Genomic DNA, 23,640 nt, shown 5'->3' on the forward strand with positions numbered 1-23,640 from the left:
CAGTTCCTGGGTCAGGATATCACCGCCACCGATACGCTGAGGGTGACGTCGGCCGATGGCACGGCGCACGAGGACATCGTCGTCACCATCACCGGTACCAACGACTCCGCGACGATTTCGGGCGACGCGACGGGCAATGTGGTGGAGGACGCCAGCACCACGGTCAACAGCGGCACGATCGTGATGTTCGACAGCGGGGTGGTGACGGTTGACGACGTCGATCAAGGCGAGGCGCACTTCCAGGCGATAGCGGTAGATGACCCGTTGCTCAACGGCACCTACGGCACCTTCACCTTCGACAGCAATTCCGGCGCATGGACCTATCAGGCCGACCCTTCCAAGGTTCAGTTCCTGGGTCAGGATATCACCGCCACCGATACGCTGAGGGTGACGTCGGCCGATGGCACGGCGCACGAGGACATCGTCGTCACCATCACCGGTGCCAACGACACCGCGACGATTTCGGGCGACGCGACGGGCAATGTGGTGGAGGACGCCAGCACCACGGTCAACAGCGGCACGATCGTGATGTTCGACAGCGGGGTGGTGACGGTTGACGACGTCGATCAAGGCGAGGCTCACTTCCAGGCGATAGCGGTAGATGACCCGTTGCTCAACGGCACCTACGGCACCTTCACCTTCGACAGCAATTCCGGCGCATGGACCTATCAGGCCGACCCTGCCAAGGTTCAGTCGCTTGGCGCGGGCACTACCGTCACTGACAAATTGACGGTGACGTCGTTCGACGGTACCGCGCATCAGGACATCACCGTCACCACCACCGGCGTCAACGATGCGCCGGTGTACTCGGGTGCAGTTCTGTCGCCGACCTATCATGTCGGCGACAGCCCGGTCGCGCTCGTTGGCAGTGACGTTACCGTAAGCGACATCGACAGCGCCAATTATGCCAACGGAACGCTGACGGCGACGGTGATCGGTGGCGGCCAGCAGGGCGACACGCTGACGCTCGCGGACGGCCAGTACATCACCACGACCGCCAGCGGTTCGATCGTGATGTACGATGCCAACGGCATTGACGGCCCCGGCGGCGCCGTGGCAATCGGGACGTTGTCGCACAGCGGCAACAATAACGTGACCGTGACACTGAACGGCAACGCCGACGATGCTGCGGTCAAGGCGCTGACGCAGGCGGTAGAGTTTTCGAACTCGCTCACCAACCCTATCGGCGGCACCCGTACGGTGGCGTTCACGTTGCACGATGGCGGCGGCACGGCAAACAACGGACACGACAGCGATTATTTCGAAGCGCATGTGACGGTGCCGGCGGCGCCCGTGATCCACACGGACCTGTTCACCGTCTCCGAGCTCGGCGATGGAATAACGACGGTTGCCGGCCTCTACGTCACCGATGCCGACGCTACGGAGGTCGAGACTTTCACCTTTACCGCGACGACCGGGGCGTCCCCGGCCAGCAGCGTGGCGCCGTCGATCGACCCGGGTGATCTTGAGGATATCAACGACGCGCTGGAAGTAACTGGCGTTACCTACAATCCGGGCAACAATCCTCAACCGCTAACCGACACGGTCACCTTCACCGTCACCGATGGCGCCCGTCACTCCGACACGGTCAATTTCATCTTCAACGTGACTGGCGGCGAGGGCGATGTCGAGCTGACCGGTACGGACGGGAAGGATGTCATCTTCGCGACCGGCAACAAGGATACGCTGACCGGTGGCGCTGGCGCCGATCAGTTCGTGTTCCGGGTCGGGGACGGCAACGACACGATCACGGATTTCGCGCAGGGGCAGGACCACATCGACCTCAGGGCGTTTTTCGAAACGGTCGATGCCGACAACATCGCCGACTGGCTTGCATCCGGTAACGTGACGACCAATGCCGGCGACACCCTGTTGAAGCTGGGCGATGACAGCATCCTGTTGAAGGACGTCGATCTCCAGGCCACGAACCTGACGGCCAACGACTTCATCCTTCATCCCGGCGGTGGCGTCGGAATTTGATCGCCGGGAACATGGCGTCAGGCGCTACAGCAGCCGCGGAATCCCCAGCCGCTCGGCCTCTTCGCGCACCGTCGCCGCGTTCTGGTAGCCGGCGCCCACTTTGCTTTTCGGATCCTGCAGCCTGATGGTAGGGACGTCCGGCACGGCATAATATTTGTCGTGAACCAGGCAATGATTACGGATCAGCGGCCACAGCATCAGGCCGAGCATGCGCTGGTCGTGGCCGTATTTTGCCGTCGGCCCGGCGACAAAATAGCGGCGCATCAGTTCGACGACGTCGATACCGCAATCGGTCCGGCCGGCCCACATGCCGCCCATCATGAGTTCATTGTGCATGACATGGTCGCGGGCGACGTGGAACGGCAGGCCGCTGTCGATCCATTGCCGGACCAAATCGGCTTCGGCCTCCGATATCCGCGCATCGCAGTCGCGCACCAGAAACCGCCCGACCGTGGGATCGTTCATGACCAGGAAGCGCTGAAACAGTCCGACGCCGGGATACTCGTCCGCCATGTTGCGCAGCTCGGCGCCATTGTCGCGCAGGAACGCGATGCAGGGTTGCGGCACGGTGTCGTCGACATAGAACCGGCAACGCCAGGCGGGATACACCGTGCGGCTCAGCACCAGGTTGATCATGGCGCCGTAGCCATAAAAGGGCGTCGTGCCCCACAGCGAAAAGGAAATGACATTGTCGCCCGAGGGCGGCCCCTGCGGCGCCTTGAGCGAGAAGGGAAGCGGATTGCGGCGGGCTTCCGCCTCCCGCAGGTCCAGCGCGCGCTGTCCGTGCCGGATTGCCTCGGCTTCCTTGCCGGTGTGGAAGTGGGCGACCTTGAGCGTGTCGAGGATGGTCAGGTCCTCGCCGTGCCGCGCGACGTATTGCGAGGCCTTCACGATGGTCTCCTCAAAGCGTTTCATGTTCGAGAGCGTGGCGATCAGGCCCTTCTGCAATCGCGGATTGTCCGGCTGCCGGCGCGCCAGTTCCTCGGCCAGCACCAGCGCAGGCTGCCATTGCCGCTTCTGGAAGAAAGCGTCGAACAGCAATTCCTTCGCAGCCAAATCGTCGGGATGGGTCAGGGTAACAGCGCATAGCTGAACGATCGCGGCGTCGTTGTTGCCGGCCCGCAGCAGCGCGCGGATTGGATCGTGAGGCCGCGGTGGCGGCCGAACGGACCCGCCTGCAATGTCTGGTTTCGTCAATCTGGATCCTCTCCCCAGGCCACCATAGCGAGCCATGGCCCACCGGGAAAGCACGCGAGCGGGCGCTTTCAGAGGCGCCAGAACCCCATAATGCTGCGGCGCGGGTCGCAACCCGTTGGAACAATCTGCCTGCCCGTGATACCGAAGCAGCATGAAGCGGCTGAGAATATTCTTGCGGTGGTTCAAGCGGCGCTTTGGCTATGCCCGGCTGGCCTGCGTTGCGCTGCTGATCGGGTTTGCCGCGCTGCGCGTGTGGGACCCGGCTCCGGTCGAGGAGATCCGCGTTCGAACCTTCGACGCCTTCCAGCGCGTCGATCCGCGCAAGAAGACTGCGCGTCCGGTCACCATCGTCGATATCGACGACAAGAGCCTGGAAAAACTTGGACAGTGGCCGTGGCCGCGCACGCGGCTGGCGGATCTGGTAACGGAGCTGACCAATCTCGGCGCCGTCGTGATCGCCTTCGACGTGGTGTTTCCGGAGCCCGACCGGCTCAACCCGGAATTTGTCGCCGACACCTACCGCAATCTCGATGAGGAAACCCGCAGCCGGTTGCGCTCGCTGCCGAGCAACGACCAGGTTTTCGCCGATGCCATCCGCGCCTCAAGGGTGGTGCTGGGTGAATCGGGTTTGCCGGAAGAATTGGGTGTGCTCGACAAGACGCTTCCGGTGACCGGGCTTGCGATGCTCGGCGAGGAGCCGCAGCGCTTCATGTTCGAATTCCCGGGCCTGCTGCGCAACACCAAGGTGCTGGAGCACGCAGCGGCCGGGCGCGGGCTATTCACCGTCAAGCCTGAACGCGACGGCATCGTGCGGCGGGTGCCGATGATCATGCAGGCGCAGGGCCAGACCATGCCCTCGCTGAGTTTCGAGATGCTGCGGGTCGCCACCGGTTCGGGTACGATCCTGATCAAGGCCGAAAAGGGCGGCATCAAGAGCCTCGGCATCAAGGGCTTCCAGTTGCCGACCGACGGCAATGGCCAGCTTTGGGTCCATTACGCCCGGCACGATGCCTCACTCTATGTCCCGGCGATCAACGTGCTGGAAAAGACCGTTGCGCCCGAGAAGATCGCCGGCAAACTGGTGTTGATCGGCACCTCGGCCGTCGGTCTCAACGATATCAAGACCACGCCGGTGTCGCGAGCCATGCCGGGCGTGGAAATCCATGCCCAGGTGCTGGAGAGCGCGCTGACCGGGGAGGTGATCTCGCAGCCGATCTACGGCATCTCGATTGAATTCGCCACCGCGGTCTTGTTCGGATTATTGGTGATCGCGTTCGCGCCCTTGTTCGGACCGGTCACGCTGGTCGCCCTCGGAGCGGCGTTTGCCACCGCGCTGATCGGAACGTCCTGGTATTTCTACTCGCAGCACCGGCTGCTGATCGATTTCACCTATCCCTTGATATCGACGACGTCGATCTATCTCACGCTGATCTTCTCGAGTTTCGTCCGGGAGCAGAAGCAGCGCAAACAGATCCGTAACGCGTTCTCCCAGTACATGTCGCCCGCGCTGGTCGCGCAGCTGGCGCAGTCGCCGGAGAAGCTCGTACTCGGCGGCGAGGAGCGCGAGATGACCATCATGTTCTCCGACATGCGTGGCTTCACCTCGATCTCGGAGACCTACAAGCGAGACCCGCAGGGCCTCACCGCGCTGATGAACCGCTTCCTGACGCCGCTGACCAACGCCATCCTGCACCGCAAGGGCACCATCGACAAATATATGGGCGACGCCATCATGGCGTTCTGGAACGCGCCGCTCGACGACAAGGATCACCAGCTCAACGCCTGCGAGGCGGCGCTCGATATGCTGGAGCGTGTCGACGAGCTCAATCAGGAGCGGATGGAGGAAGCCGAGGAAGAGGGCCGCCCGTTCATTCCGCTCAATGTCGGCGTCGGACTCAATACCGGAACCTGCGTGGTCGGCAACATGGGGTCGGACATGCGGTTCGACTATTCGGTGTTCGGCGACAGCGTCAATCTGGCCTCACGGCTGGAGGGCCAGTCCAAGGAATACGGCTTCCCGATCATCGTCGGCTCGAAAACCGCGCTCGCGGTCAAGGACAAGTTCGCGATCCTCGAACTCGACTTCATCATGGTGAAGGGCAAGAAGGAGCCCGAGGTGATCTACGCGATCGCCGGGCGGGAGGACACCGCGCAGTCCGGCCGCTTCCAGCGCTTGCGCAACCTGACCATCGAGATGCTGGCCTGCTATCGCGGCCGCGACTGGCAGGGCGCGCTGGCGGCGATCGAACGCGGCCGCCGCACCGACGAGGTGCGTTCGCTCGAGCTGTTGTTCAATCTCTACGAAGCGCGAATCCGCAACTTCCAGGACGCCCCGCCGCCGGAAGACTGGAACGGCGCGTTTGCGCTGCTGACGAAGTGACGCGCCGCTGTCGTCACCCGCGCAGGCGGGTGACCCAGTATTCCAGAGACGCCAGCGATAAAATCGATAGGCCGCAACGTACTGGCTCCCCGCATGCGCGGGGATGACGACCGTTGGTTGGGCGGCGTTCGGTAACCCCTCACTCCAGCCCGATCGTCGTCAAATCCTGAAACCAGTGCTGCGCCTGCACGAATTTCTTCACCTTGGGCGACAGCGCATGCGGGTTGGTGTCGTGCACCACCCACACCAGCACGGCGTCGTCGACGATCTGGGCGTGGGCCAGCGCCAGCAATTCGTCCTGCTTGGTGGCATCGAAGGTCTGCTTGGCTTCGTCGATCAGCGCGTCGACCTTCGCAGACTTGTAGCCGCCCCAGTTGACGCCGACAGGCGCGATTTGCCCGGAGTGGAAGAAGCGCACGATGGCGTACAGCGGATCCGAGGTGACATAGGCGATGTTGTTGGAGGTGATGCCGGCGTTCATCTCGTCGGCCGCGCCCTTGCGCCAATGCGTATATAACGTCTCGAGCTCGACCACTTTGAAGTCGATCTCGATGCCGATTTCCTTGAAACTCTGCTGCAGGAATTCGTTCATCGGCAGCGACAGCATTTGTCCGGTGCCGCCTTGCGCGATGATGAAGGTGGCCTTCAGCGGTTTCTGTTTGGAGTAGCCGGCTTCCTCGACCAGTTTCTTCGCGGCCGCCACATCATGCTTGAGCTCGAAAGCCGGCTTGCCGAACCAGGGGCTCGACGGATCGACCTGGCCCTTGGCGGGTTTGGCCAGGCCATTCATCAGGCCGACGACGCCTTCACGGTCGATCGCAAGGTTGAGCGCTTTGCGCAGGCGGATGTCGGTCCAGGGCGAACCCGGCAACACGCTGAGATGATAATTCCAGACATGCGGCGTGATGTTGTCGACGATGCGCATCCCGGCGGATTTCAGCTGCGGCACCGCATCGGGGGCCGGCGTTTCGATCAGATCGACCTGGCCGGCGAGCAGCGCATTGGTGCGCGTCAGCGCTTCCGGCATCGGAATCAGGACGATCTTGTCGGCCTTTGGAATTCGCTTCTTGTTCCAGTAATCCGCATTCCTGGTGAGTTCGGCGAGTTCGCGCGGGACCAGCTTTGTCAGTTTGAACGGGCCGGTGCCGGAAGGCTGGCTGGCGAACTTGTCCCAGTCCCTGCCGAGCTTTTCATATTGGGCGGGGCTCGAGACCAGGAACCAGAGCATCTGGTAGGGGAAGAACGAATCCACCGCCTTGGTTGATATCTCGATGGTGTCGTCGTCGATCTTGGCGTAGCTCGCGACCGAGGGCAGGCGGGTCTTCACCTGCGCGCTCTGGCGCTTGTCGAATTGCGGTGCCTTTTCGTTCAGCACCTTGTCGAGATTCCAGATCACCGCGTCGGCATTGAACGCGCTGCCGTCATGGAATTTGACGTCCTTGCGCAGACTGAAGCGCCATTTGGTCTTGTCCTTGTCGTCGACCTTCCATTCCGTCGCGAGCCCCGGCACCAGCTTGCCGGGCCGGTCGGCCACGTCCATTTCCCAGGCCACCAGCGGATCGTAGATCGTGTAGGCGCTGAACTGGTAGGCGCCGGCGCCGCGGTCCGGCTGACCGGTGGTCAGCGGGATGTCGGCCATCGAAATACCGTAGCGCACAACGGATTCTGCCCTTGCTGAATTCGTGGGCAGTCCGGCATACAAGCAGAGTGCCGCCGCTGTGGCAGCAAGAAGCATCGAAATCCGATTGCGCATGAATTAAGCTCCATAGAACGGGGTTCGGAGCTGAAAAATGCAAGCTTGGTGCCAGATGGAGCATGGATACGCGCTTGCATGCATACTCACAGGGAGTCGTGCGGCTAATCGCCCCTCGGGACGCGCCGTCCTTGGCACAGGCGTTGCATAACTCTGCATAAGAATTAGTCACCCAAAGTCTGAGAAGGGATTGCTGCATATGCGTAACGAGAGGTTCAAGAAAACCGCCGGGAAAACCGCCAAGGCCTGGATGCTGGCGACGGCGATAGTGGTCGGCCTGCCGCTGGCCGCCAGCGCCGAAACCGTGCTGCGCATCGGCATGACGGCTGCCGATATTCCGCGCACGCTGGGTCAGCCGGACCAGGGCTTTGAGGGCAACCGTTTCACCGGCCTCACGATGTATGACGCGCTGACGCTGTGGGATCTGTCCTCGGCCAGCAAGGCGAGCGTGATGATCCCGGGCCTCTCGACCGAATGGAAGGTCGATGAGGGCGACAAGAAGAAGTGGACCTTCAAGCTTCGTCCCGGCGTCACCTTCCACGACGGCTCGCCGTTCAACGCCGACGCCGTGGTCTGGAACGTCGAGAAGGTGCTGAAGCAGGATGCGCCGCATTTCGACGCCAGCCAGGTCGGCGTGACAGCCTCGCGCATGCCGACGCTGGCCTCCGCGAAGAAAATCGACGATCTGACGGTGGAATTGACCACCAAGGAGCCCGACAGCTTCCTGCCGATCAACCTGACCAATTTGTTCATGGCGAGCCCGGCGAAATGGCAGGCGTTTTACGACAAGGCTGAAGGCGCGGATGCCAAGGCGAAATCGCAGGCCGCCTGGGCCGCGTTTGCGCGCGATGCCTCCGGCACCGGCCCCTGGAAGATGTCGAAGTTCACGCCGCGCGAGCGGCTCGAACTGGTCAAGAACGAGGGTTACTGGGACAAGGCGCGCGTTCCCAAGGTCGACAAGATGGTGCTGCTGCCGATGCCGGAAGCCAATGCCCGCACCGCGGCGTTGCTCTCCGGTCAGGTCGACTGGGTCGAGGCGCCCGCGCCCGATGCGGTCAAGGAAATCAAGGCACGCGGCTTCGCGCTGCAGGCCAACGAATCGCCGCATGTCTGGCCCTGGCAGTTCTCGCGCATCGAGGGTTCGCCCTGGAACGACATCCGCGTTCGCAAGGCCGCCAATCTGTGCATCGATCGTGAAGGCCTCAAGGAGGGCCTGCTCGCCGGGCTGATGGTGCCGGCGACCGGCACCTTCGAGCCCGGCCACCCCTGGCGCGGCAAGCCGACCTTCGAGATCAAGTATGACCTGAAGGCGGCGCAAAAGCTGATGCAGGAGGCCGGTTACGGTCCGTCGAAGAAGCTGACGGTCAAGACCCAGACCTCGGCGTCCGGCTCCGGCCAGATGCAACCGCTGCCGATGAACGAATATCTGCAGCAGGCGCTGGCTGAATGTTACTTCGACGTCCAGCTCGACGTCATCGAATGGAATACGCTGTTCACCAACTGGCGCCGCGGCGCCAAGGACGCGTCCGCCAACGGTGCCCACGCCACCAACGTGACCTATGCGGCGATGGATCCGTTCTTCGCGCTGGTGCGCTTCCTGCAGTCAGGTATGGCGCCTCCGGTCTCGAACAATTGGGGTTACATCAACAATCCCAAATTCGATGAGCTGGTGACCAAGGCACGCCAGACCTTCGACCCCGCGGCGCGCGATGCGGCGCTCGCCGAACTGCATGCGGCCTCGGTCGACGATGCCGCCTTCCTCTACGTCGCCCATGACGTGTCTCCGCGCGCCATGAGCCCGAAGGTGAAGGGTTTTGTGCAGCCGAAGAGCTGGTTCGTCGACTTCTCGCCGGTGACGATCGCGCCGTAAGGAACGGCATTCTAAGCCTGCGGTGCCCCCTCTCCCCTTGTGGGAGGGGGTGGCTTCGCGAAGCGAAGACGGGTGAGGGGTTCTCTCCGCGGACACGCCTCTCTCATTCGCGATGACTGTGTCTGCGGACAAAGCCCCTCATCCGGCGCGCTCTGCGCGCCACCTTCTCCCACAAGGGGAGAAGGAAGAAAGAATGTCTCGTGCTCGTCTATATCGCCCGCCGTATCGTCTATGTGATCCCGATCGTGGCCAGCGTGGCGCTGGTGTGCTTCCTCTTGGTCCACATCACGCCGGGCGATCCCCTGGTGGCGGTGCTGCCGGCGGATGCCAGCCAGGAACTCGCGGCGCAATTGCGCACCGCCTATGGCTTCGACCGCCCGCTGCCGGTCCAGTTCGGGCTCTGGCTGTGGCGTGCGCTGCATGGTGATCTCGGCAATTCGATCGCGACGGGCCGTCCGGTGCTGTCGGAGGTGCTGCGCGCGGTCGGCAATACCGTGACGCTGGCGATTGCCGCCGCCGCGATCGGCTTCACGCTGGGTTTGTTCTTCGGCCTGATCGCCGGCTATTTCCGCGACACCTGGATCGACAAGGTCGCGACCTCGATCGCGATCGCCGGCGTCTCCGTGCCGCATTACTGGCTCGGCATGGTGCTGGTCATCATCTTCTCGGTGCAGCTCAACTGGCTGCCCGCGGTCGGCGCCGGTCCCGGCGGCTCCGGTGCGTGGGGCTGGGACTGGGAGCACATGAAATATCTCATCCTTCCCGCGATCACGACATCCGTCATTCCAATGGGCATCGTCACCCGCACGGTGCGCGCCCTGACCGGCGACATATTGAGCCAGGACTTCGTCGAGGCGCTGCGCGCAAAGGGCCTGCGCGAGACCGACGTGTTCCGCCATGTCATCAAGAACGCCGCGCCGACGGCTCTCGCGGTGATGGGCCTTCAGCTCGGCTATATGCTCGGCGGCTCGATCCTGATCGAAACCGTGTTCTCATGGCCGGGCTCGGGGCTGTTGCTCAATTCGGCGATCTTCCAGCGCGATTTGCCGCTGCTGCAAGGCACGATCCTGGTGCTGGCGCTGTTCTTCGTGGCCCTCAACCTCCTGGTCGATATCGCGCAAGCGTCGATCGATCCGCGCATCAAGCGGAGCTAGCATGATCCGGAAAAGTGGGAACCGGTTTTCCGAAAAGATCATGCTCAAACAAAAAGAGCGTAGCGCATGAGCGCGATCACAGATACCGCCCTGCAGGCGGCGCCGGCGACCCAGGCGCGGGGCTATTGGGCCACCGTCGGCCGCCGCATCCGGCGCGACAAGGTCAGCATGGTCTGCGCCTTCATTCTGGTGCTGATCTTCATGTCCGCGCTGCTGGCGCCATGGCTCGGCCTCGCCGATCCCTATCAGGGCTCGATGATCCGCCGGCTCCGCCATATCGGCACGCCGAACTATCCGCTCGGCACCGATGAGCTCGGCCGCGACATGCTGGCGCGGCTGATCTATGGCGGCCGGCTGTCGCTGATCATCGGCATTCTGCCTGTGATCCTCGCCTTCTTTATCGGCACCTCCCTGGGCTTGGTCGCCGGCTATGTCGGCGGCAAGCTCAACACCGCGATCATGCGCACCGTCGACGTGTTTTATGCGTTTCCCTCGGTGCTGCTGGCGATCGCGATTTCCGGCGCGCTGGGCGCCGGCATCGTCAACTCCATCGTCTCGCTGACCATCGTATTCGTGCCGCAGATCACCCGCGTCGCCGAGAGCGTCACGACAGGCGTTCGCAACATGGACTTTGTCGAGGCCGCGCGCGCTTCCGGCGCCGGGCCCTTCACCATCATGCGTGTGCACATGCTCGGCAACGTGCTGGGCCCGATCTTCGTCTACGCCACCGGCCTGATCTCGGTGTCGATGATCCTCGCCGCCGGCCTTTCGTTCCTCGGTTTGGGTACAAAACCGCCGGAGCCGGAATGGGGCCTGATGCTCAACACGCTGCGCACCGCGATCTATGTCAATCCGTGGGTCGCGGCGTTGCCCGGCGTCATGATCTTTGCGGTGTCGATCTGTTTCAATCTGCTCAGCGACGGCATGCGCAGCGCCATGGACATCAGGAACTGACGCGATGACCGAGACCAGCCCGTCAGTCGAAGTTCTGGAAAAGGTCGAGGATGTCGGCGGCGCCGCGCAGCCGCTGCTGCAGGTCAGTGGCCTGACCAAGCATTTCCCGGTGCGCGGTGATCTGTTCAGCGCGCGCAAGACCGTCCGCGCGGTCGACGACGTCTCGTTTTCGATCGCCAAGGGTGAAACAGTCGGGATCGTCGGCGAATCCGGCTGCGGCAAGTCGACCACCGCGCGGCTTCTGATGCACCTGATGAAATCAGATGCCGGCGATATCATCTATGACGGCATGCAGGTCGGCCGCGCATTGTCGCTGCGCGATTTGCGCCGCGGCATGCAGATGGTGTTTCAGGACAGCTACGCCTCGCTCAACCCGCGCCTCACCATCGAGGATTCGATCGCGTTCGGCCCGAAGGTGCATGGCATGGCGGATGCCGCCGCGCGCACGCTGGCGCGCGAACTATTGGGCAAGGTGGGCTTGCGGCCCGAGACTTTTGCAAATCGCTATCCGCACGAGATTTCCGGCGGCCAGCGCCAGCGCGTCAACATCGCGCGCGCGCTGGCGCTGTCGCCGCGGCTGGTGATCCTCGACGAAGCGGTATCGGCGCTCGACAAGTCGGTTGAAGCCCAGGTGCTCAACCTGCTGGCCGACCTCAAGCGCGAATTCGGCCTCACCTACCTCTTCATCAGCCACGATCTCAACGTGGTGCGCTACATCAGTGATCGCGTGCTGGTGATGTATCTCGGCGAGGTCGTCGAGCTCGGTCCGGTCGACAAGGTCTGGGATGAACCGGCGCATCCCTACACGCGGGCGCTGCTGGCGGCGATGCCGTCGGCCGATCCCGACAACCGTACCCAGACGCCGCCGATCTCGGGCGATCCGCCCAATCCGATCGATCCGCCGCCCGGCTGCCGGTTTCACACCCGGTGTCCATACGCGGAGCCGCTCTGCGCAAATGCGACGCCAAAACTCAGCGACCTCGATACAATGGGTCACCAGGCGGCGTGTTACATGGCCATTCCGGGATCAGGACACAGCCGCGCACCGGCCAAAGAAACGACCAAGAAAAACGCATAAGGGAGCAAATCCGCAATGACAAAACCCAGTCCCAAAGAGGTCAAGGTCATGACCGATGTCGCGGGCGTGCCGGCGAGTGCCGAAGTCGCCGAGCGGATCGCCAATTCCATCGGGCCGGCGTTCGAAGGCTTCGCGCCGGTCGCCGGCACCCTGCCGTTCGATCTGGAACCCGCGAGCTTTCTTCTGGCGCAGAACCTGACGGTGTCGAAATGAGCACCGAACCGGCCCTGATGTCGCTGGTGTCGGTCGCCAGGGCGATCGCCACCAAGGAAGTTTCGTCGCGCGAGGCGACAAAATCCTGTCTCGACCGCATCGCGCAATGGCAGCCGCGGCTCAACGCCTTCATGGCGATCGAGGCGGAGGAGGCGCTGGCGGCGGCCGACGCCGCCGATGCCGATCTTGCCAAGGGCAACAATAGGGGTGTGCTGCATGGCGTGCCCTTGGCGCACAAGGACATGTATTACGAGGCCGGCAAGGTCGTCACCTGCGGCTCGAAGATCCGCCGCGACTTCGTCGCCACCACGAATTCGACCGCGCTGCAGCGCCTGAAGGACGCCGGTACCGTCAGGCTCGGCTCGCTGCAGATGGTCGAGTTCGCCTATGGGCCGACCGGCCACAACCCGCATTACGGTCCGGTGCGCAATCCCTGGAATGTCGATCACATCACCGGCGGCTCGTCGTCCGGCTCGGGCTCGGCGGTCGCCGCCCGCCTGACCTTTGCGGCGCTGGGATCGGACACCGGCGGCTCGATCCGGATGCCCGCGCATTTCTGCGGCGTCACCGGGTTGAAGACGACGGTCGGCCGCGTCAGCCGTGCCGGCGCGATGCCGCTGTCGCAATCGCTCGATACGGTTGGGCCGCTGGCGCAGAGCGCGGAAGATTGCGCGCTGCTGCTCGGGTTGATGGCGGGCGCCGACCCCGACGACCTCACCGCTTCCACGCGGCCGGTGCCGGACTATATGGCGGCCACCAAGGGCTCGCTCAAAGGCCTCAGGATCGGCGTGCCGACCGCGTTCTATGTCGACGATCTCGATGCCGAAGTGGCGCGCGTTCTCGATGAGACGATCGCGACGCTGAAGAAAGAGGGCGCCGAAATCGTCTCGGTCGAGCTACCCGACCAGCGCCAGCTCACGGCCGCCTGCCAGATCGTGCTCGCGACCGAAGCCGCCGCGTTCCACAAAAGGTGGATGATCGAACGGCCACAGGATTACGGCGCGCAGGTGCTGATGCGGCTGCAGAACGGCCTCGCGATCCCTGCGGTGTCGTATCTGGAAGCAATGCGCTGGCGCGGTCCGGCGCTGGCGGCGTACCTTGCGGCGGTCACCGGCACCGATGCGGTGATTGCGCCGGTCGCGCCGATGCCGGCGGCGACCATCGCCGAGAGCGATGTCGGCAACAGCCGCGACGCCGAGGCCGTGATCCAGCGGATCACGAAATTCACCCGCCCGGTCAACTACCTCGGCCTGCCCTCGCTTTCGATTCCCTCGGGCTTCACCAAAAGCGGTTTGCCGGTCGGCCTGCAATTGATCGGCCGCTCCTTTGATGAGGCCATGCTGCTGCGGATCGGCGCCGCGTTCCAGCGCGCCACGGACTATCATAAACAGGTACCCAAACCGGCATGACCAACCTCGTCGAAATCCGCGATCTCAGCATCCGCTTCACCGGCGAGCGCACCGTGCACGCCGTCAACGACATCTCGCTCTCGCTCGGCGAGGGCGAGGTGCTCGGCCTGCTCGGTGAATCCGGTTCGGGCAAGAGCGTGACCTTGCGCGCGCTGATGCGGCTGTTGCCGAAGAAGCGGACGCAGATTTCGGGCAGCGTGAATGTTCTCGGCCGCGACGTGCTGGCGTTGAACGACGAGGAATTGTCGAAGTTTCGTGGCCAGACCGTATCGATGATCTTCCAGGAGCCGGCGCTGGCGCTCGATCCGGTCTACACCATCGGCCGGCAGATTTCCGAATCCGTGATGCGCCATGAGGGCAAGAGCGAGAAGGAGGCTACTGCGCGGGCGCTGGAAATGCTCGAAGTCGTACGCATTCCCTCCGCCAGGCGCCGCCTCGATGCCTATCCGCACGAGATGAGCGGCGGCATGCGGCAGCGCGCGATGATCGCGCTGGCACTGGCCTGCAAGCCCAAGATCCTGCTGGCCGACGAGCCGACCACGGCGCTCGACGCCACCGTGCAGATCCAGATCCTGCTGCTGCTGCGCGAGCTGCAGCGCGAGTTCGGCATGTCGGTGATTTTCGTGACCCACGACATCGGCGTCGCCATCGAAATCTGCGACCGCGTCGCTGTCATGTATGCCGGACAGATCGTCGAGCAGGGCAAGCTGCGCGACATCGTGCGGACGCCGATGCATCCCTATGCGCGCGGGCTCCTGGCGTCGACCACCCACGGCGCCAAACGCGGCCAGCGGCTGGAGACCATCCCGGGCACGCCGCCATCGCTCGACAAGGCGCCGGTGAACTGCTCGTTCGCACCGCGCTGCAGCGTGGCGCAGCCGCGCTGTACCGAGCAACTGCCGCCCAACGTGCAGGTTGCGCCGGATCGAATCGCGCGCTGCGTCCTGGCCGAACCGGCCGAGGCCGCCGCGGGCTGAGCGCGCGGGCGTTATCTCACAATTCGTCATGCCCGGCCTTGTGCCGGGCATCCACGTCTTTGCTGCACACAAGCAAGAAAGACGTGGATGGCCGGGCATAGGCGAGTGGAAGCGACGCCGTCCTTCAGACGGCTATGCCCAGCCATGACGGAGAGTAATATCTATCCGCCCAAGCCCGGATCCGCCCATTGTTCGATCTGGGCGGGACCCACGACCTGCTTGGGCTGGTGCGGGTTGAGCGTGCCTGCGCTCGCAGACCAGCCCTTCGCCAGGATCTGCATCGCGAACAGCTTGGCGTCGACTTCCGATTTAAATTTGCGGGTCGTACGGACCATGCTCGTCGCACTCTCGTCGGTCCGGTCCGGCCCAAAAGTTACGTACCAAATATCAGGTTGCGTCATTGCCGGATAACGCGGATTGCGATTGACAGTTCCACGACGGACCGGCGTGGCGGGCTGATTCAGGTCGTCACATCAGGGAATTGCCGGTAGTCTAAAACCGTGGCGTCAGGCCACGCGAGCGAACCGGGGAATCCAAGGGTGCACGTATCGAACCAGGGCATTTTGGTCATCCTGCTTATCGGGCTTGTCGCCGGCTGGCTGGCCGGCAAGATCGTGCGCGGCACCGGTTTTGGCCTGATCGGCGACATCCTCGTCGGCATCGCCGGCGCGCTGGTTGCAAATCTTCTTTTGCCCAAGCTCGGCATCCACATCGGCACCGGCGTGATCAGGGAGATCATCAATGCCGCGATCGGCGCCGTGATATTGCTGCTGGTGGTGCGGGCGGTGCGCGGCCGGAGGTAGCGGTCGAAGCGCTCGCGTGGGTCGAGGCCTTCGCTATCAAAGCTCCGCCGATGCCTGCCGGTGCAGGGCCGGGGGGCGAGGAACCTGCCACGCTCCGCAGGACCGCGCCCGGTCATCAGCAGGTCCGGGCGGAGCGCCGAAAAACCCACCCCGGAGCTGTTTGCCCCGTCATTCGGCTGATTTCCCGGTGTTTCGCCCAGACGTTCGGCCGGCTGCGGGGCATGAACCGCATTCAGGTTAACGTGACTTAAATAGACGCTGGCCACAAACATCGGTAGAACCAGCCCGTTAGCTAATCCCTTTTGCAGAGACTCGAATTGATGGCAGCTGCTCCCGGTGTCCGGCGGACCGAACTCGGTATTGCGCTGCGCGCCTGTCGCAACGCGTTTATCGGCGTCGGCGTCATGAGCTGCATGATCAATCTGCTGTACCTGACCGGCTCGATTTTCATGCTGGAGGTCTATGACCGCGTGATTCCGAGCCGGAGCGTGCCGACCCTGATCGGCCTGGTCGTGCTCGCCGGCGGATTATACGTCGCCCAGGGCGGCCTCGACCTGATCCGGGGCCGGATTCTCGGCCGCATCGGCACCGCGCTCGATGAAGCCATCAATGCCCGCGTGTTCGATACCGTCGTGCGCCTGCCGCTGATGGTGGGCGCTCGCAATGAAGGCCTGCAGCCGCTGCGCGACCTCGATAACGTGCGCTCCTTCCTCGGCAGTCAGGGGCCGGGCGCGTTTTTCGATCTGCCCTGGCTGCCATTCTACCTCGCCATCTGTTTCGCGTTCCACTGGTTGCTGGGTCTTACCGCGCTGGTCGGCGCCATCATCCTGGTGATCCTCACCGTGATCACCGAAGTGATGTCGCGCCAGCCGGCCAAAGACGCCATGACGCTGGCGGCGCGGCGCAACGATCTGGCGGCGACCAGCCGGCGCAACGCCGAAGTGCTGGTCGCGATGGGCATGGCCGGACGGCTGACCAAGCGCTGGACCGAAGCCAACGAGAGCTATCTGGCCGGCAACCAGCGCGCCAGCGACGTCGCGGGCGGCTTAGGTGCAATCGCCAAGGTGCTGCGCATGATGCTGCAATCGGCGGTGCTGGCGGTCGGCGCCTATCTGGTGATCCATCAGGAGGCGTCCGGCGGTATCATCATCGCAGGCTCGATCCTGAGTGCGCGGGCGCTGGCGCCGGTCGATCTGGCGATCGCGCACTGGAAAGGCTTTGTCGCGGCGCGCCAGAGCTGGCATCGCCTCAACAAACTGCTCGAACAGATACCGGCGCAGAGCACCCAGACCCTGCTGCAGAGCCCGTCGAAGCGATTGTCGGTCGAGGGCGTCACCATCGTGCCGCCCGGCGATCAGCGGGTCATCGTCCAGGATGTCACTTTTGCGGTCGAGGCCGGCACCGGCGTCGGCGTGATCGGGCCCAGCGGATCGGGCAAGTCGTCGCTGATACGTGCACTGGTCGGCGTCTGGATGCCGGTGCGCGGCAAGGTGCGGCTCGATGGCGCCGCGCTCGACCAATGGTCATCGGACGTGCTCGGCCGTCACGTCGGCTATCTGCCGCAGGACGTCGAATTGTTCGCCGGCTCGATCGCCCAGAACATTTCCCGTTTCGATCCCGACGCCAAATCGGATGCGATCATCACCGCGGCCAAGGAGGCCGGCGTGCATGACATGATCATCAAGATGCGCGAGGGTTATGACACCCAGATCGGCGAGCAGGGGACCGCGTTGTCGGCCGGGCAGGCGCAGCGCGTCGGGCTGGCGCGGGCGCTGTTTGGTCATCCCTTCCTGATCGTGCTCGACGAGCCGAACTCCAACCTCGACACCGAGGGCGACGAGGCGCTGACCCGCGCGGTTCGCGGCGCGCGCGAGCGCGGCGCCATCGTGATCGTGGTGGCGCACCGGCCGATCGGCATCGAGGCGGTCGACCAACTGCTGGTGCTCAAGGATGGCCGCATGCAGGCGTTCGGGCCGAAGGAAACCGTTCTCGGCCAGGTGCTGCAGCGCGCCGTCCCGCCGCCGCCCGCGCCGATCAAGATCGTTGCCCCAGGAGCCAAATCATGAGCGAGGAGTTGAAAGGCGCCCGCCGTTCGATCCGGTCGCATCTGGTGGTCGGCCTGGCGTTGATGCTGGTGCTGGTGGGCGGATTCGGCGGCTGGGCCTCGACGGTGCCGATCTCGGGCGCGCTGATCGCGCCGGGATCGGTGGTGGTCGATTCCAACGTCAAGAAGGTGCAGCACCCGACCGGTGGCGTGGTCGGCGAAGTGCGGGTGCGCGACGGCGATACCGTCAAGGCCGGCGACGTCGTGGTCCGTCTCGACGAGACCGTGGTCAAGGCAAGCCTGGCGATCGTCGTCAAAACCCTCAACGGCCTGTTGGCGCGCGCGGCACGGCTGGAGGCCGAACAGCGCGGCACTGACAAGATCAAGTTTCCCCCGCTGCTGGCCGATCGCGCCGACGATCCCGACGTCAGGGACGTCATGGCGAGCGAGACCAAATTGTTCGAGGTTCGTGTCAACGGCCGCGCCGGGCAAAAGGCCCAGCTGCGCGAGCGGGTCATGCAGCTCAATGAGGAAATCGAGGGTCTCTCGGCGCAGGAGAAGGCCAAGGACAAGGAAATCGCACTGGTCGAAAAGGAACTGGTCGGCGTCCGTCAGCTCTACGACCAGCGGCTGATCCAGATTTCGCGCCTGACCACGCTGGAGCGCGATTCCGCCCGCCTGTCGGGCGAGCGCGCGCAGTACATCGCCTCGCGCGCGCAGGCCAAGGGCAAGATCACCGAGACCGAACTGCAGATCATCCAGATCGACAAGGAACTGGTCAGCGAGGTTTCCAAGGATTTGCGCGAGACCAACGACAAGATCGGCGAATTCGTCGAGCGCAAGGTCACCGCGGAAGATCAACTCCGCCGCATCGACATCCGGGCGCCGCAGGCCGGCATGGTGCTGCAGTCGACGGTGCATACCATCGGCGGCGTGATCACCGCGGGCGACGCCATCATGATGATCGTGCCGCAGGCCGACGATCTGTCGGTCGAAGCCAAGGTCAATCCGCAGGACATCGACAAGCTGCAGATCGGCCAGAAGACATTGCTGCGGCTATCGGCCTTCAACCAGCACACCACGCCGGAGCTGAACGGCAAGGTCACCAGGGTGTCGGCCGACGTCACCACCGAGCAGCGCACCGGGCAAACCTATTACACGATCCGCGTCTCGCTGCCGCCGGAAGAAGTCGCCCGCCTCGGCGCCAACAACAAGTTGATTCCGGGAATGCCGGTGGAAGCCTTCGTGCAAACCGGCGACCGCACCATGTTCTCGTACCTGATGAAGCCGCTGAGCGATCAGCTGATGCGCTCGTTCAGAGAGAAGTGAGTTACTGTCGTCCCGGCCTTGAGTTCAGATGCGCAATTGCGCATCGGGGGGACCCATACGCCGTGTCGGTTATGAAGAGAGACGGTGTTTGACGACTGGTATCTACCCACGAAAGCCTGTGGTTATGGGTCCCGGCTCAAGGCCGGACGACGAAAATCAATAGCACCGCGTGATGTTGATGGTCGTATGACCATTACGTCCGGGAACCGTGACGGGCTCCGAGGAGCAGCTCGACACGTAGGGCCGGTCGGACGGGACAACGTTCGGCGGATAGCGATGCGCCCAATCCCAGGGCACGTCATAGGTATAGGTGTAACGGATGTCGCGCGTGGTGGACTGGGGCGCTTCGACCACGGTCTCGCCATTCGACGGCGAATAGTAATAGCCGCCGCCTCCCGGCCAGAAGGTCCCGACATTGTGCCGGCGGTGATGCCCGAAACCATGGACGGCCGGTGAATGGGGGCCCGCACGGACGCCACCCGGCGCTGTTCCTGATCTTGCGAATGTATCGCCCGCGGCAAGCAAAAGCGCGGCTGCGCTGAGAGACGCGACAAGCGCCGAATGCATTCTATACGCCATGGCACATACCAATCGTTGGTTTCCAGGCGGCTCCCCCAAACCGCTCCCTGTACGCTAGGTCGGGCCTTTCGGGCCCGCAAACGCATACTTAATGATTGGTTAAGATGTAACGTTAATAGGGTCATCTTTCATCGAGTATCTGGCGATGCCGCTGCGACCAATTGGACGCGCCGGTTCCATGACAATCGATTGCGCGGAAAACGAGGGCTATGACCGCCGGTCATATTCGTCAGGTCCCATCGCCCAGGCCCATTGCTCGTGGCCGGGCGCGTAGGTGCGGTTGGTCTCGGCCGGGTTGCGGTTGACCAGCGGCCGCATGAACATCGGGTGGGTGGCGCTGCGCACCTCGTGCTCGACCGTGAACAGATGCTTGCCGCTGTCGAGGTCGACGATGTCCTTGAAGCGGTACTGGTACGGGTTGTCCTCCTGCGAGACGAGATTGCGCTCCAGGAGCTTGCGGTAGGGGCCCGAGAAGTCAGTGATGTAGATCTGCACGTGGTGACCGTCGAATTCCGGCTGCTTTTGGTCGGTCTCGCGGAACTGCAGATATTGGTCCTTGCCGGCCTTGACGCGCGCCATGGCGCCGTCGCCGTTTTTCAATTCGGCCGGCATCCCCATGATCTCGGAGTAGAAGCCGCAAATGGCTTTCGCGGTGCCGATCGGCACGTCGAATTCGACGTAGGGAATGCCGAGCGTGATGCGGCCGAAGCGCGCGGCGTCCGGCTCATAGCAGCGCACGCGATTGCCCCAGGGACAGATCGCCTCGACGTAATCATTGTGTTCGCGATACACGAATTTGGTGCCTTCGAGCTTTTTGGCGACCGACGCCAGCCGCTCCAGCAGCGCCTCACGGCCGGAGATGACGATGCCGGTGTGGCCGCGCAGCACCTGCGCCTCACCATCAGGCAGATGAAACTGGCTCTTGCCGACATTCACCCACATGTTGGTGTCCGACACCATCAGATAAGGGTCGCGCGTCAGTCCGAGCCCGGTGACATAGAACAACGTCGCCAGCCGCTGATCGGGCACGAAGACGTTGACGTGTTCGAAATGGATCGAGTTGCCGAGGTCTTCTGCGGCGCGGTCGAACGGCTGTTGCATGGCTGCGATCCCCAGAGGTTTCAGCGGATTATAGTCAGGCGTGGTGCCATGATCCAGCCGTCGCCGCGACGAGCTGGTATCTTCCCCGAGCGCATCACGGGCATCGCCGATCAGACATTTCAAAGGGTGCGGCGGATGCAGGGATTGGTGATAGGATGGTTTCGATGAGTGAGCGATCGGAAAGCCGGGATGCTGCGGCGCAGGCCGTCGTCACGGCGCGACCACAGACGGGAGCGGGTGCCGAGATGATCACAATCCCCCAACTGACCGCGCAAGCCCTCGGTTCGTTCCTGTCACGGGAAACCGAGGGACGGTTCGGCGCCTCGCATTCCGATCTGACGAAACTACTGCCCTTTGCCGCGCGGCTGACCCTGGAGTGCATCGGCAACAGCGATGCGCTGTATCACAACATCGAGCACACCATGCTGGTGACGCTGGTGGGCCACGACATCCTGGTCGGCCGCGCGCTGGCGCGCGCCACCACGGCCGACGATTACGCGAACTTCATCATGGCCTGCCTCGCCCATGATATCGGATATGTCCGCGGCGTCGTCCAGGGCGACGAGGATGACGCCTTCGTTGCAGATCTCAGCGGCCGCAAGGTCCATCTGCCGGTTGGATCGTCCGACGCAGCACTTGCGCCCTACCATGTCGACCGCTCAAAACTGTTCGTGATCGAGCGGCTCGATGCCGTGGAGGAAGTCGACGCGGCCCGGATTGCCCGGGCGATCGAATATACCCGCTTTCCCTACGCGACCAGCCCGAACGACGGTGATGACCTCAACGAGGAGGAAGGATTGCTGCTGCGCGCGGCCGATCTGATCGGCCAGCTCGGCGATCCCAACTACATGCGCAAGTCGAATGCGCTGTTTTACGAGTTCGAGGAAATCGGGTTGAACAAGACGCTGGGCTACGCGACGCCCGCCGACATCGTTTATCGGTTCCCGCAGTTCTACTGGACCAACGTCGCGCCGCAGATCCAGCTTGCGATCCGCTATCTCAACGTCACCTCCAGCGGCCGGCAATGGATCGCCAATTTGCACAGCAACGTCTTCCGGGCGGAGCGGGAGGTGAACCTGTCCGGACCGCAGCGATGACGCATATTCCGGCGTCGTCCCGGCGAAGGCCGGGACCCATAACCACAGGCTTCAGTGATTAGGCAAAGTCGTCGAACAGCGTCTTTCAAAACAGAGGACACGGAGTATGGGTCCCCCGATGCGCAATTGCGTATCTGAGCTCAAGGCCGGGACGACGATGGCGGTTATCGCGACACATTCTCCAGCAGCAGGCCCAGCGCCGTGCTCGCAAACTTCTGCATGTTCGCCTGCCGGTCAGCGCTGCCGGTCTCCAGCGTGAACACCGCATTCTGCGGGCCCGCGACCGCCATGCAGCTGTGGCCGGCGGCGTCGCCGTAGCGGTTGCCGGTTGGTCCCGCGGCGCCGGTCTCCGACAGGCCCCAGTCGGTGGCGAAGCGCTGGCGCACCTGGCTCGCCAGCAGTTTGGCATAGGGCTCCGACGCCGAGCGGAGGCCCTTCATCGCCTCATCGGAAATGTCCATCAGGATGCGCCGCGCGTCGCGGGTGTAGACCACGCCGCCGCCGAGAAAATAGGCGGATGCGCCGGGTACCGACAGCAGCGCCGCCGAGATCAGGCCGCCGGTGGAGGATTCCGCGATCGCGATGGTCTGTTTCCGCTCGATCAGTTTGACGGCGATCTTCTCGGCGATCGTTACGAGCTCTTTCATTCCTCAACTCCGGCGCAGCATGCGTTTCAGCAATGACTTCTTGTCGGGTTTGTCCGCCAGCGAATGATAGACGACGCGAATGAAGTTCGTGGAGGCGAGCTCGGTCGGCGCCCATTTCTTGTCGAGATCGGCGAACGGTTTGGCGGCCAGCACGTCGTCTTCGCTCTTGCCTTCCTTGACCAGCTTCGCCATGCGGTCCCGCGCGGTCACCAGCATGGCGCGATACTCGGTCAACGCCGCCTTGTCGGCGATCGGGCCGTGGCCCGGCACGATGCGGCTCTTGGCGTTGGTCATTTTGAGATAGGTGTTGGCCGCCGCGATCATGCCCTTGATGTTGCCGCCATTGGCGAAGTCGATGTTGGGATAGCGGCCGTTTGTGAAGGTGTCGCCGGTCGACAGCACATTGGCGGTCTTGAACCACACATAGGTGTCGCCGTCGGTATGGGCGTGGGCGATGTGCTTGAGATTGGCGACGCGGCCGGGAATCCTGATCTTGAGCGTGCCGCCGGCATAGGTCTTCTTCGGCAGCGCGCCCGCCGGAGCCGGCGGCGTCTTGACGCCGGTCAGGCCGTTGGTGGTGCCCTCCGCCAGGCGAATCTTGACGTTGACGTCGGAAACGATGGTGACGCCGTCCTTGGCGAAGGCTTCGTTCCCGCCGGTGTGGTCGCCGTGATAATGCGTGTTGATGAGGTATTTGATCGGCAGGTTCGAGATGGTCGATATAGCGGCCTTGATCTTGTCGTGCAGCGGCGCGAACTGGCCGTCGACCATGATGATGCCGGTCTTGCCGACCGCCACCGTGATGTTCCCGCCCTGGCCCTCGAGCATGTAGACGTTGTCACCGAGATCGGTGGTCTTGATTTCGACCTTGGAGAAATCGACCGGCGGCGGTGCTGCTGGTGGGCTAGGGGGCGCTGTCTGCGCGGCTACCGCGCCAGCCAGCAAAAGGGTGATGGCAACCGCCGTGCTTCCAGTCCGAATCATCAAAATCTCCCAAGGGCCGACCCATGTTTTCCTAGCACAGGGGGCTAGCGTTTGCCGAGTTGCGGCGCGCCGGTCAGCCTGCTTGAATGCG

The 23,640-nt window shown here is 63.5% G+C and carries 20 protein-coding genes; 13 read left to right on the forward strand and 7 right to left on the reverse strand.

The features are described from left to right. The coding region (locus JQ558_RS25440; RefSeq protein ID WP_212295523.1) for a VCBS domain-containing protein at nucleotides 1–1,980 on the forward strand (1,980 nt) is incomplete at its 5' end. 24 nt (nucleotides 1,981–2,004) lie between these two features. Here the strand turns inward: JQ558_RS25440 and JQ558_RS25445 are convergent. Further along, nucleotides 2,005–3,177, reverse strand: coding sequence for a M48 family metallopeptidase (locus JQ558_RS25445; RefSeq protein WP_212295524.1), 1,173 nt, complete (start codon nucleotides 3,175–3,177; stop codon nucleotides 2,005–2,007). A gap of 151 nt (nucleotides 3,178–3,328) precedes the next feature. On the opposite strand from JQ558_RS25445, the gene JQ558_RS25450 reads away from it, so the two are divergent. After that, a complete protein-coding gene (locus JQ558_RS25450) occupies nucleotides 3,329–5,557 on the forward strand; it encodes a CHASE2 domain-containing protein (protein ID WP_212209386.1) in 2,229 nt (742 codons plus the stop codon). A gap of 139 nt (nucleotides 5,558–5,696) precedes the next feature. Here JQ558_RS25450 and JQ558_RS25455 read toward each other — a convergent pair whose 3' ends face one another. Beyond that, nucleotides 5,697–7,310 (reverse strand): ABC transporter substrate-binding protein, encoded by a 1,614-nt coding sequence (locus tag JQ558_RS25455; protein ID WP_409410579.1) that lies wholly within the window; start codon nucleotides 7,308–7,310, stop codon nucleotides 5,697–5,699. A 250-nt stretch (nucleotides 7,311–7,560) separates the two neighbouring features. Between JQ558_RS25455 and JQ558_RS25460 the strand changes: the two genes are divergently transcribed. From JQ558_RS25460 to JQ558_RS25490, 7 genes are all read left to right on the forward strand, one after another. Then, nucleotides 7,561–9,180, forward strand: coding sequence for an ABC transporter substrate-binding protein (locus tag JQ558_RS25460; RefSeq protein ID WP_249142637.1), 1,620 nt, complete (start codon nucleotides 7,561–7,563; stop codon nucleotides 9,178–9,180). 200 nt (nucleotides 9,181–9,380) lie between these two features. Beyond that, nucleotides 9,381–10,334 carry an ABC transporter permease gene (locus tag JQ558_RS25465; protein ID WP_212209388.1) on the forward strand — a complete coding sequence of 318 codons (954 nt, stop codon included), beginning with the start codon at nucleotides 9,381–9,383 and terminating at the stop codon, nucleotides 10,332–10,334. A 66-nt stretch (nucleotides 10,335–10,400) separates the two neighbouring features. Continuing rightward, nucleotides 10,401–11,288: an ABC transporter permease gene (locus JQ558_RS25470; protein WP_212209389.1), complete on the forward strand. Its 888-nt coding sequence runs from the start codon at nucleotides 10,401–10,403 to the stop codon at nucleotides 11,286–11,288. A gap of 4 nt (nucleotides 11,289–11,292) precedes the next feature. After that, nucleotides 11,293–12,366, forward strand: coding sequence for an ABC transporter ATP-binding protein (locus tag JQ558_RS25475; protein ID WP_212209390.1), 1,074 nt, complete (start codon nucleotides 11,293–11,295; stop codon nucleotides 12,364–12,366). A gap of 15 nt (nucleotides 12,367–12,381) precedes the next feature. Further along, nucleotides 12,382–12,579 (forward strand): hypothetical protein, encoded by a 198-nt coding sequence (locus JQ558_RS25480; RefSeq protein WP_212295526.1) that lies wholly within the window; start codon nucleotides 12,382–12,384, stop codon nucleotides 12,577–12,579. Beyond that, on the forward strand, nucleotides 12,576–13,988 hold the full coding sequence (locus JQ558_RS25485; RefSeq protein WP_212295527.1) for an amidase: 1,413 nt from the start codon (nucleotides 12,576–12,578) through the stop codon (nucleotides 13,986–13,988). The genes JQ558_RS25480 and JQ558_RS25485 overlap by 4 nt, the downstream gene beginning before the upstream one ends. Then, on the forward strand, nucleotides 13,985–14,965 hold the full coding sequence (locus tag JQ558_RS25490) for an ABC transporter ATP-binding protein (RefSeq protein WP_212209392.1): 981 nt from the start codon (nucleotides 13,985–13,987) through the stop codon (nucleotides 14,963–14,965). Before JQ558_RS25485 ends, JQ558_RS25490 begins: the two co-directional genes overlap by 4 nt. A 161-nt stretch (nucleotides 14,966–15,126) precedes the next feature. Here JQ558_RS25490 and JQ558_RS25495 read toward each other — a convergent pair whose 3' ends face one another. Next, nucleotides 15,127–15,300, reverse strand: coding sequence for a hypothetical protein (locus tag JQ558_RS25495; protein WP_212209393.1), 174 nt, complete (start codon nucleotides 15,298–15,300; stop codon nucleotides 15,127–15,129). A gap of 204 nt (nucleotides 15,301–15,504) precedes the next feature. On the opposite strand from JQ558_RS25495, the gene JQ558_RS25500 reads away from it, so the two are divergent. The 3 genes from JQ558_RS25500 (at nucleotide 15,505) to JQ558_RS25510 (ending at nucleotide 19,141) form a co-directional block, all read left to right on the forward strand. Continuing rightward, nucleotides 15,505–15,768, forward strand: coding sequence for a GlsB/YeaQ/YmgE family stress response membrane protein (locus JQ558_RS25500; RefSeq protein WP_212276566.1), 264 nt, complete (start codon nucleotides 15,505–15,507; stop codon nucleotides 15,766–15,768). A gap of 320 nt (nucleotides 15,769–16,088) precedes the next feature. Then, on the forward strand, nucleotides 16,089–17,834 hold the full coding sequence (locus tag JQ558_RS25505) for a type I secretion system permease/ATPase (RefSeq protein ID WP_212209394.1): 1,746 nt from the start codon (nucleotides 16,089–16,091) through the stop codon (nucleotides 17,832–17,834). Continuing rightward, a complete protein-coding gene (locus JQ558_RS25510; protein WP_212276567.1) occupies nucleotides 17,831–19,141 on the forward strand; it encodes an HlyD family type I secretion periplasmic adaptor subunit in 1,311 nt (436 codons plus the stop codon). The genes JQ558_RS25505 and JQ558_RS25510 overlap by 4 nt, the downstream gene beginning before the upstream one ends. Nucleotides 19,142–19,297: 156 nt before the next feature. Here JQ558_RS25510 and JQ558_RS25515 read toward each other — a convergent pair whose 3' ends face one another. Together JQ558_RS25515 and JQ558_RS25520 are read right to left on the reverse strand one after the other, a co-directional pair. Further along, nucleotides 19,298–19,708, reverse strand: coding sequence for a hypothetical protein (locus JQ558_RS25515; protein WP_249142634.1), 411 nt, complete (start codon nucleotides 19,706–19,708; stop codon nucleotides 19,298–19,300). A 219-nt stretch (nucleotides 19,709–19,927) separates the two neighbouring features. After that, nucleotides 19,928–20,821, reverse strand: a complete 894-nt coding sequence (locus tag JQ558_RS25520) for a VOC family protein (RefSeq protein WP_212295528.1) — start codon at nucleotides 20,819–20,821, stop codon at nucleotides 19,928–19,930. Nucleotides 20,822–21,066: 245 nt separating this feature from the next. On the opposite strand from JQ558_RS25520, the gene JQ558_RS25525 reads away from it, so the two are divergent. Beyond that, the gene (locus tag JQ558_RS25525; RefSeq protein WP_212295591.1) at nucleotides 21,067–21,918 is read left to right on the forward strand and encodes a metal-dependent phosphohydrolase; all 852 of its coding nucleotides are present in this window, start codon (nucleotides 21,067–21,069) and stop codon (nucleotides 21,916–21,918) included. Nucleotides 21,919–22,082: 164 nt separating this feature from the next. On the opposite strand, the gene JQ558_RS25530 is transcribed toward JQ558_RS25525, so the two are convergent. Next, nucleotides 22,083–22,565 (reverse strand): CinA family protein, encoded by a 483-nt coding sequence (locus JQ558_RS25530; RefSeq protein WP_212295529.1) that lies wholly within the window; start codon nucleotides 22,563–22,565, stop codon nucleotides 22,083–22,085. A gap of 3 nt (nucleotides 22,566–22,568) precedes the next feature. Then, a complete protein-coding gene (locus tag JQ558_RS25535; RefSeq protein WP_212295530.1) occupies nucleotides 22,569–23,549 on the reverse strand; it encodes an MBL fold metallo-hydrolase in 981 nt (326 codons plus the stop codon). Nucleotides 23,550–23,640 lie beyond the last annotated feature (91 nt).

It is taken from the genome of Bradyrhizobium sp. AUGA SZCCT0160, assembly GCF_018130105.1.
Taxonomy (GTDB): domain Bacteria; phylum Pseudomonadota; class Alphaproteobacteria; order Rhizobiales; family Xanthobacteraceae; genus Bradyrhizobium.

What these genes read in the sequence shown, in the direction of transcription:
- JQ558_RS25515 (WP_249142634.1), bottom strand. Translation starts at nt 19,708, where the DNA reads ATGCATTCGGCGCTTGTCGCGTCTCTCAGCGCAGCCGCGCTTTTGCTT.
- JQ558_RS25480 (WP_212295526.1), top strand. Translation starts at nt 12,382, where the DNA reads ATGACAAAACCCAGTCCCAAAGAGGTCAAGGTCATGACCGATGTCGCG.
- JQ558_RS25485 (WP_212295527.1), top strand. Translation starts at nt 12,576, where the DNA reads ATGAGCACCGAACCGGCCCTGATGTCGCTGGTGTCGGTCGCCAGGGCG.
- JQ558_RS25505 (WP_212209394.1), top strand. Translation starts at nt 16,089, where the DNA reads ATGGCAGCTGCTCCCGGTGTCCGGCGGACCGAACTCGGTATTGCGCTG.
- JQ558_RS25525 (WP_212295591.1), top strand. Translation starts at nt 21,067, where the DNA reads ATGATCACAATCCCCCAACTGACCGCGCAAGCCCTCGGTTCGTTCCTG.
- JQ558_RS25450 (WP_212209386.1), top strand. Translation starts at nt 3,329, where the DNA reads ATGAAGCGGCTGAGAATATTCTTGCGGTGGTTCAAGCGGCGCTTTGGC.
- JQ558_RS25475 (WP_212209390.1), top strand. Translation starts at nt 11,293, where the DNA reads ATGACCGAGACCAGCCCGTCAGTCGAAGTTCTGGAAAAGGTCGAGGAT.
- JQ558_RS25470 (WP_212209389.1), top strand. Translation starts at nt 10,401, where the DNA reads ATGAGCGCGATCACAGATACCGCCCTGCAGGCGGCGCCGGCGACCCAG.
- JQ558_RS25535 (WP_212295530.1), bottom strand. Translation starts at nt 23,549, where the DNA reads ATGATTCGGACTGGAAGCACGGCGGTTGCCATCACCCTTTTGCTGGCT.
- JQ558_RS25490 (WP_212209392.1), top strand. Translation starts at nt 13,985, where the DNA reads ATGACCAACCTCGTCGAAATCCGCGATCTCAGCATCCGCTTCACCGGC.
- JQ558_RS25510 (WP_212276567.1), top strand. Translation starts at nt 17,831, where the DNA reads ATGAGCGAGGAGTTGAAAGGCGCCCGCCGTTCGATCCGGTCGCATCTG.
- JQ558_RS25495 (WP_212209393.1), bottom strand. Translation starts at nt 15,300, where the DNA reads ATGGTCCGTACGACCCGCAAATTTAAATCGGAAGTCGACGCCAAGCTG.
- JQ558_RS25520 (WP_212295528.1), bottom strand. Translation starts at nt 20,821, where the DNA reads ATGCAACAGCCGTTCGACCGCGCCGCAGAAGACCTCGGCAACTCGATC.
- JQ558_RS25530 (WP_212295529.1), bottom strand. Translation starts at nt 22,565, where the DNA reads ATGAAAGAGCTCGTAACGATCGCCGAGAAGATCGCCGTCAAACTGATC.
- JQ558_RS25460 (WP_249142637.1), top strand. Translation starts at nt 7,561, where the DNA reads ATGCTGGCGACGGCGATAGTGGTCGGCCTGCCGCTGGCCGCCAGCGCC.
- JQ558_RS25455 (WP_409410579.1), bottom strand. Translation starts at nt 7,310, where the DNA reads ATGCGCAATCGGATTTCGATGCTTCTTGCTGCCACAGCGGCGGCACTC.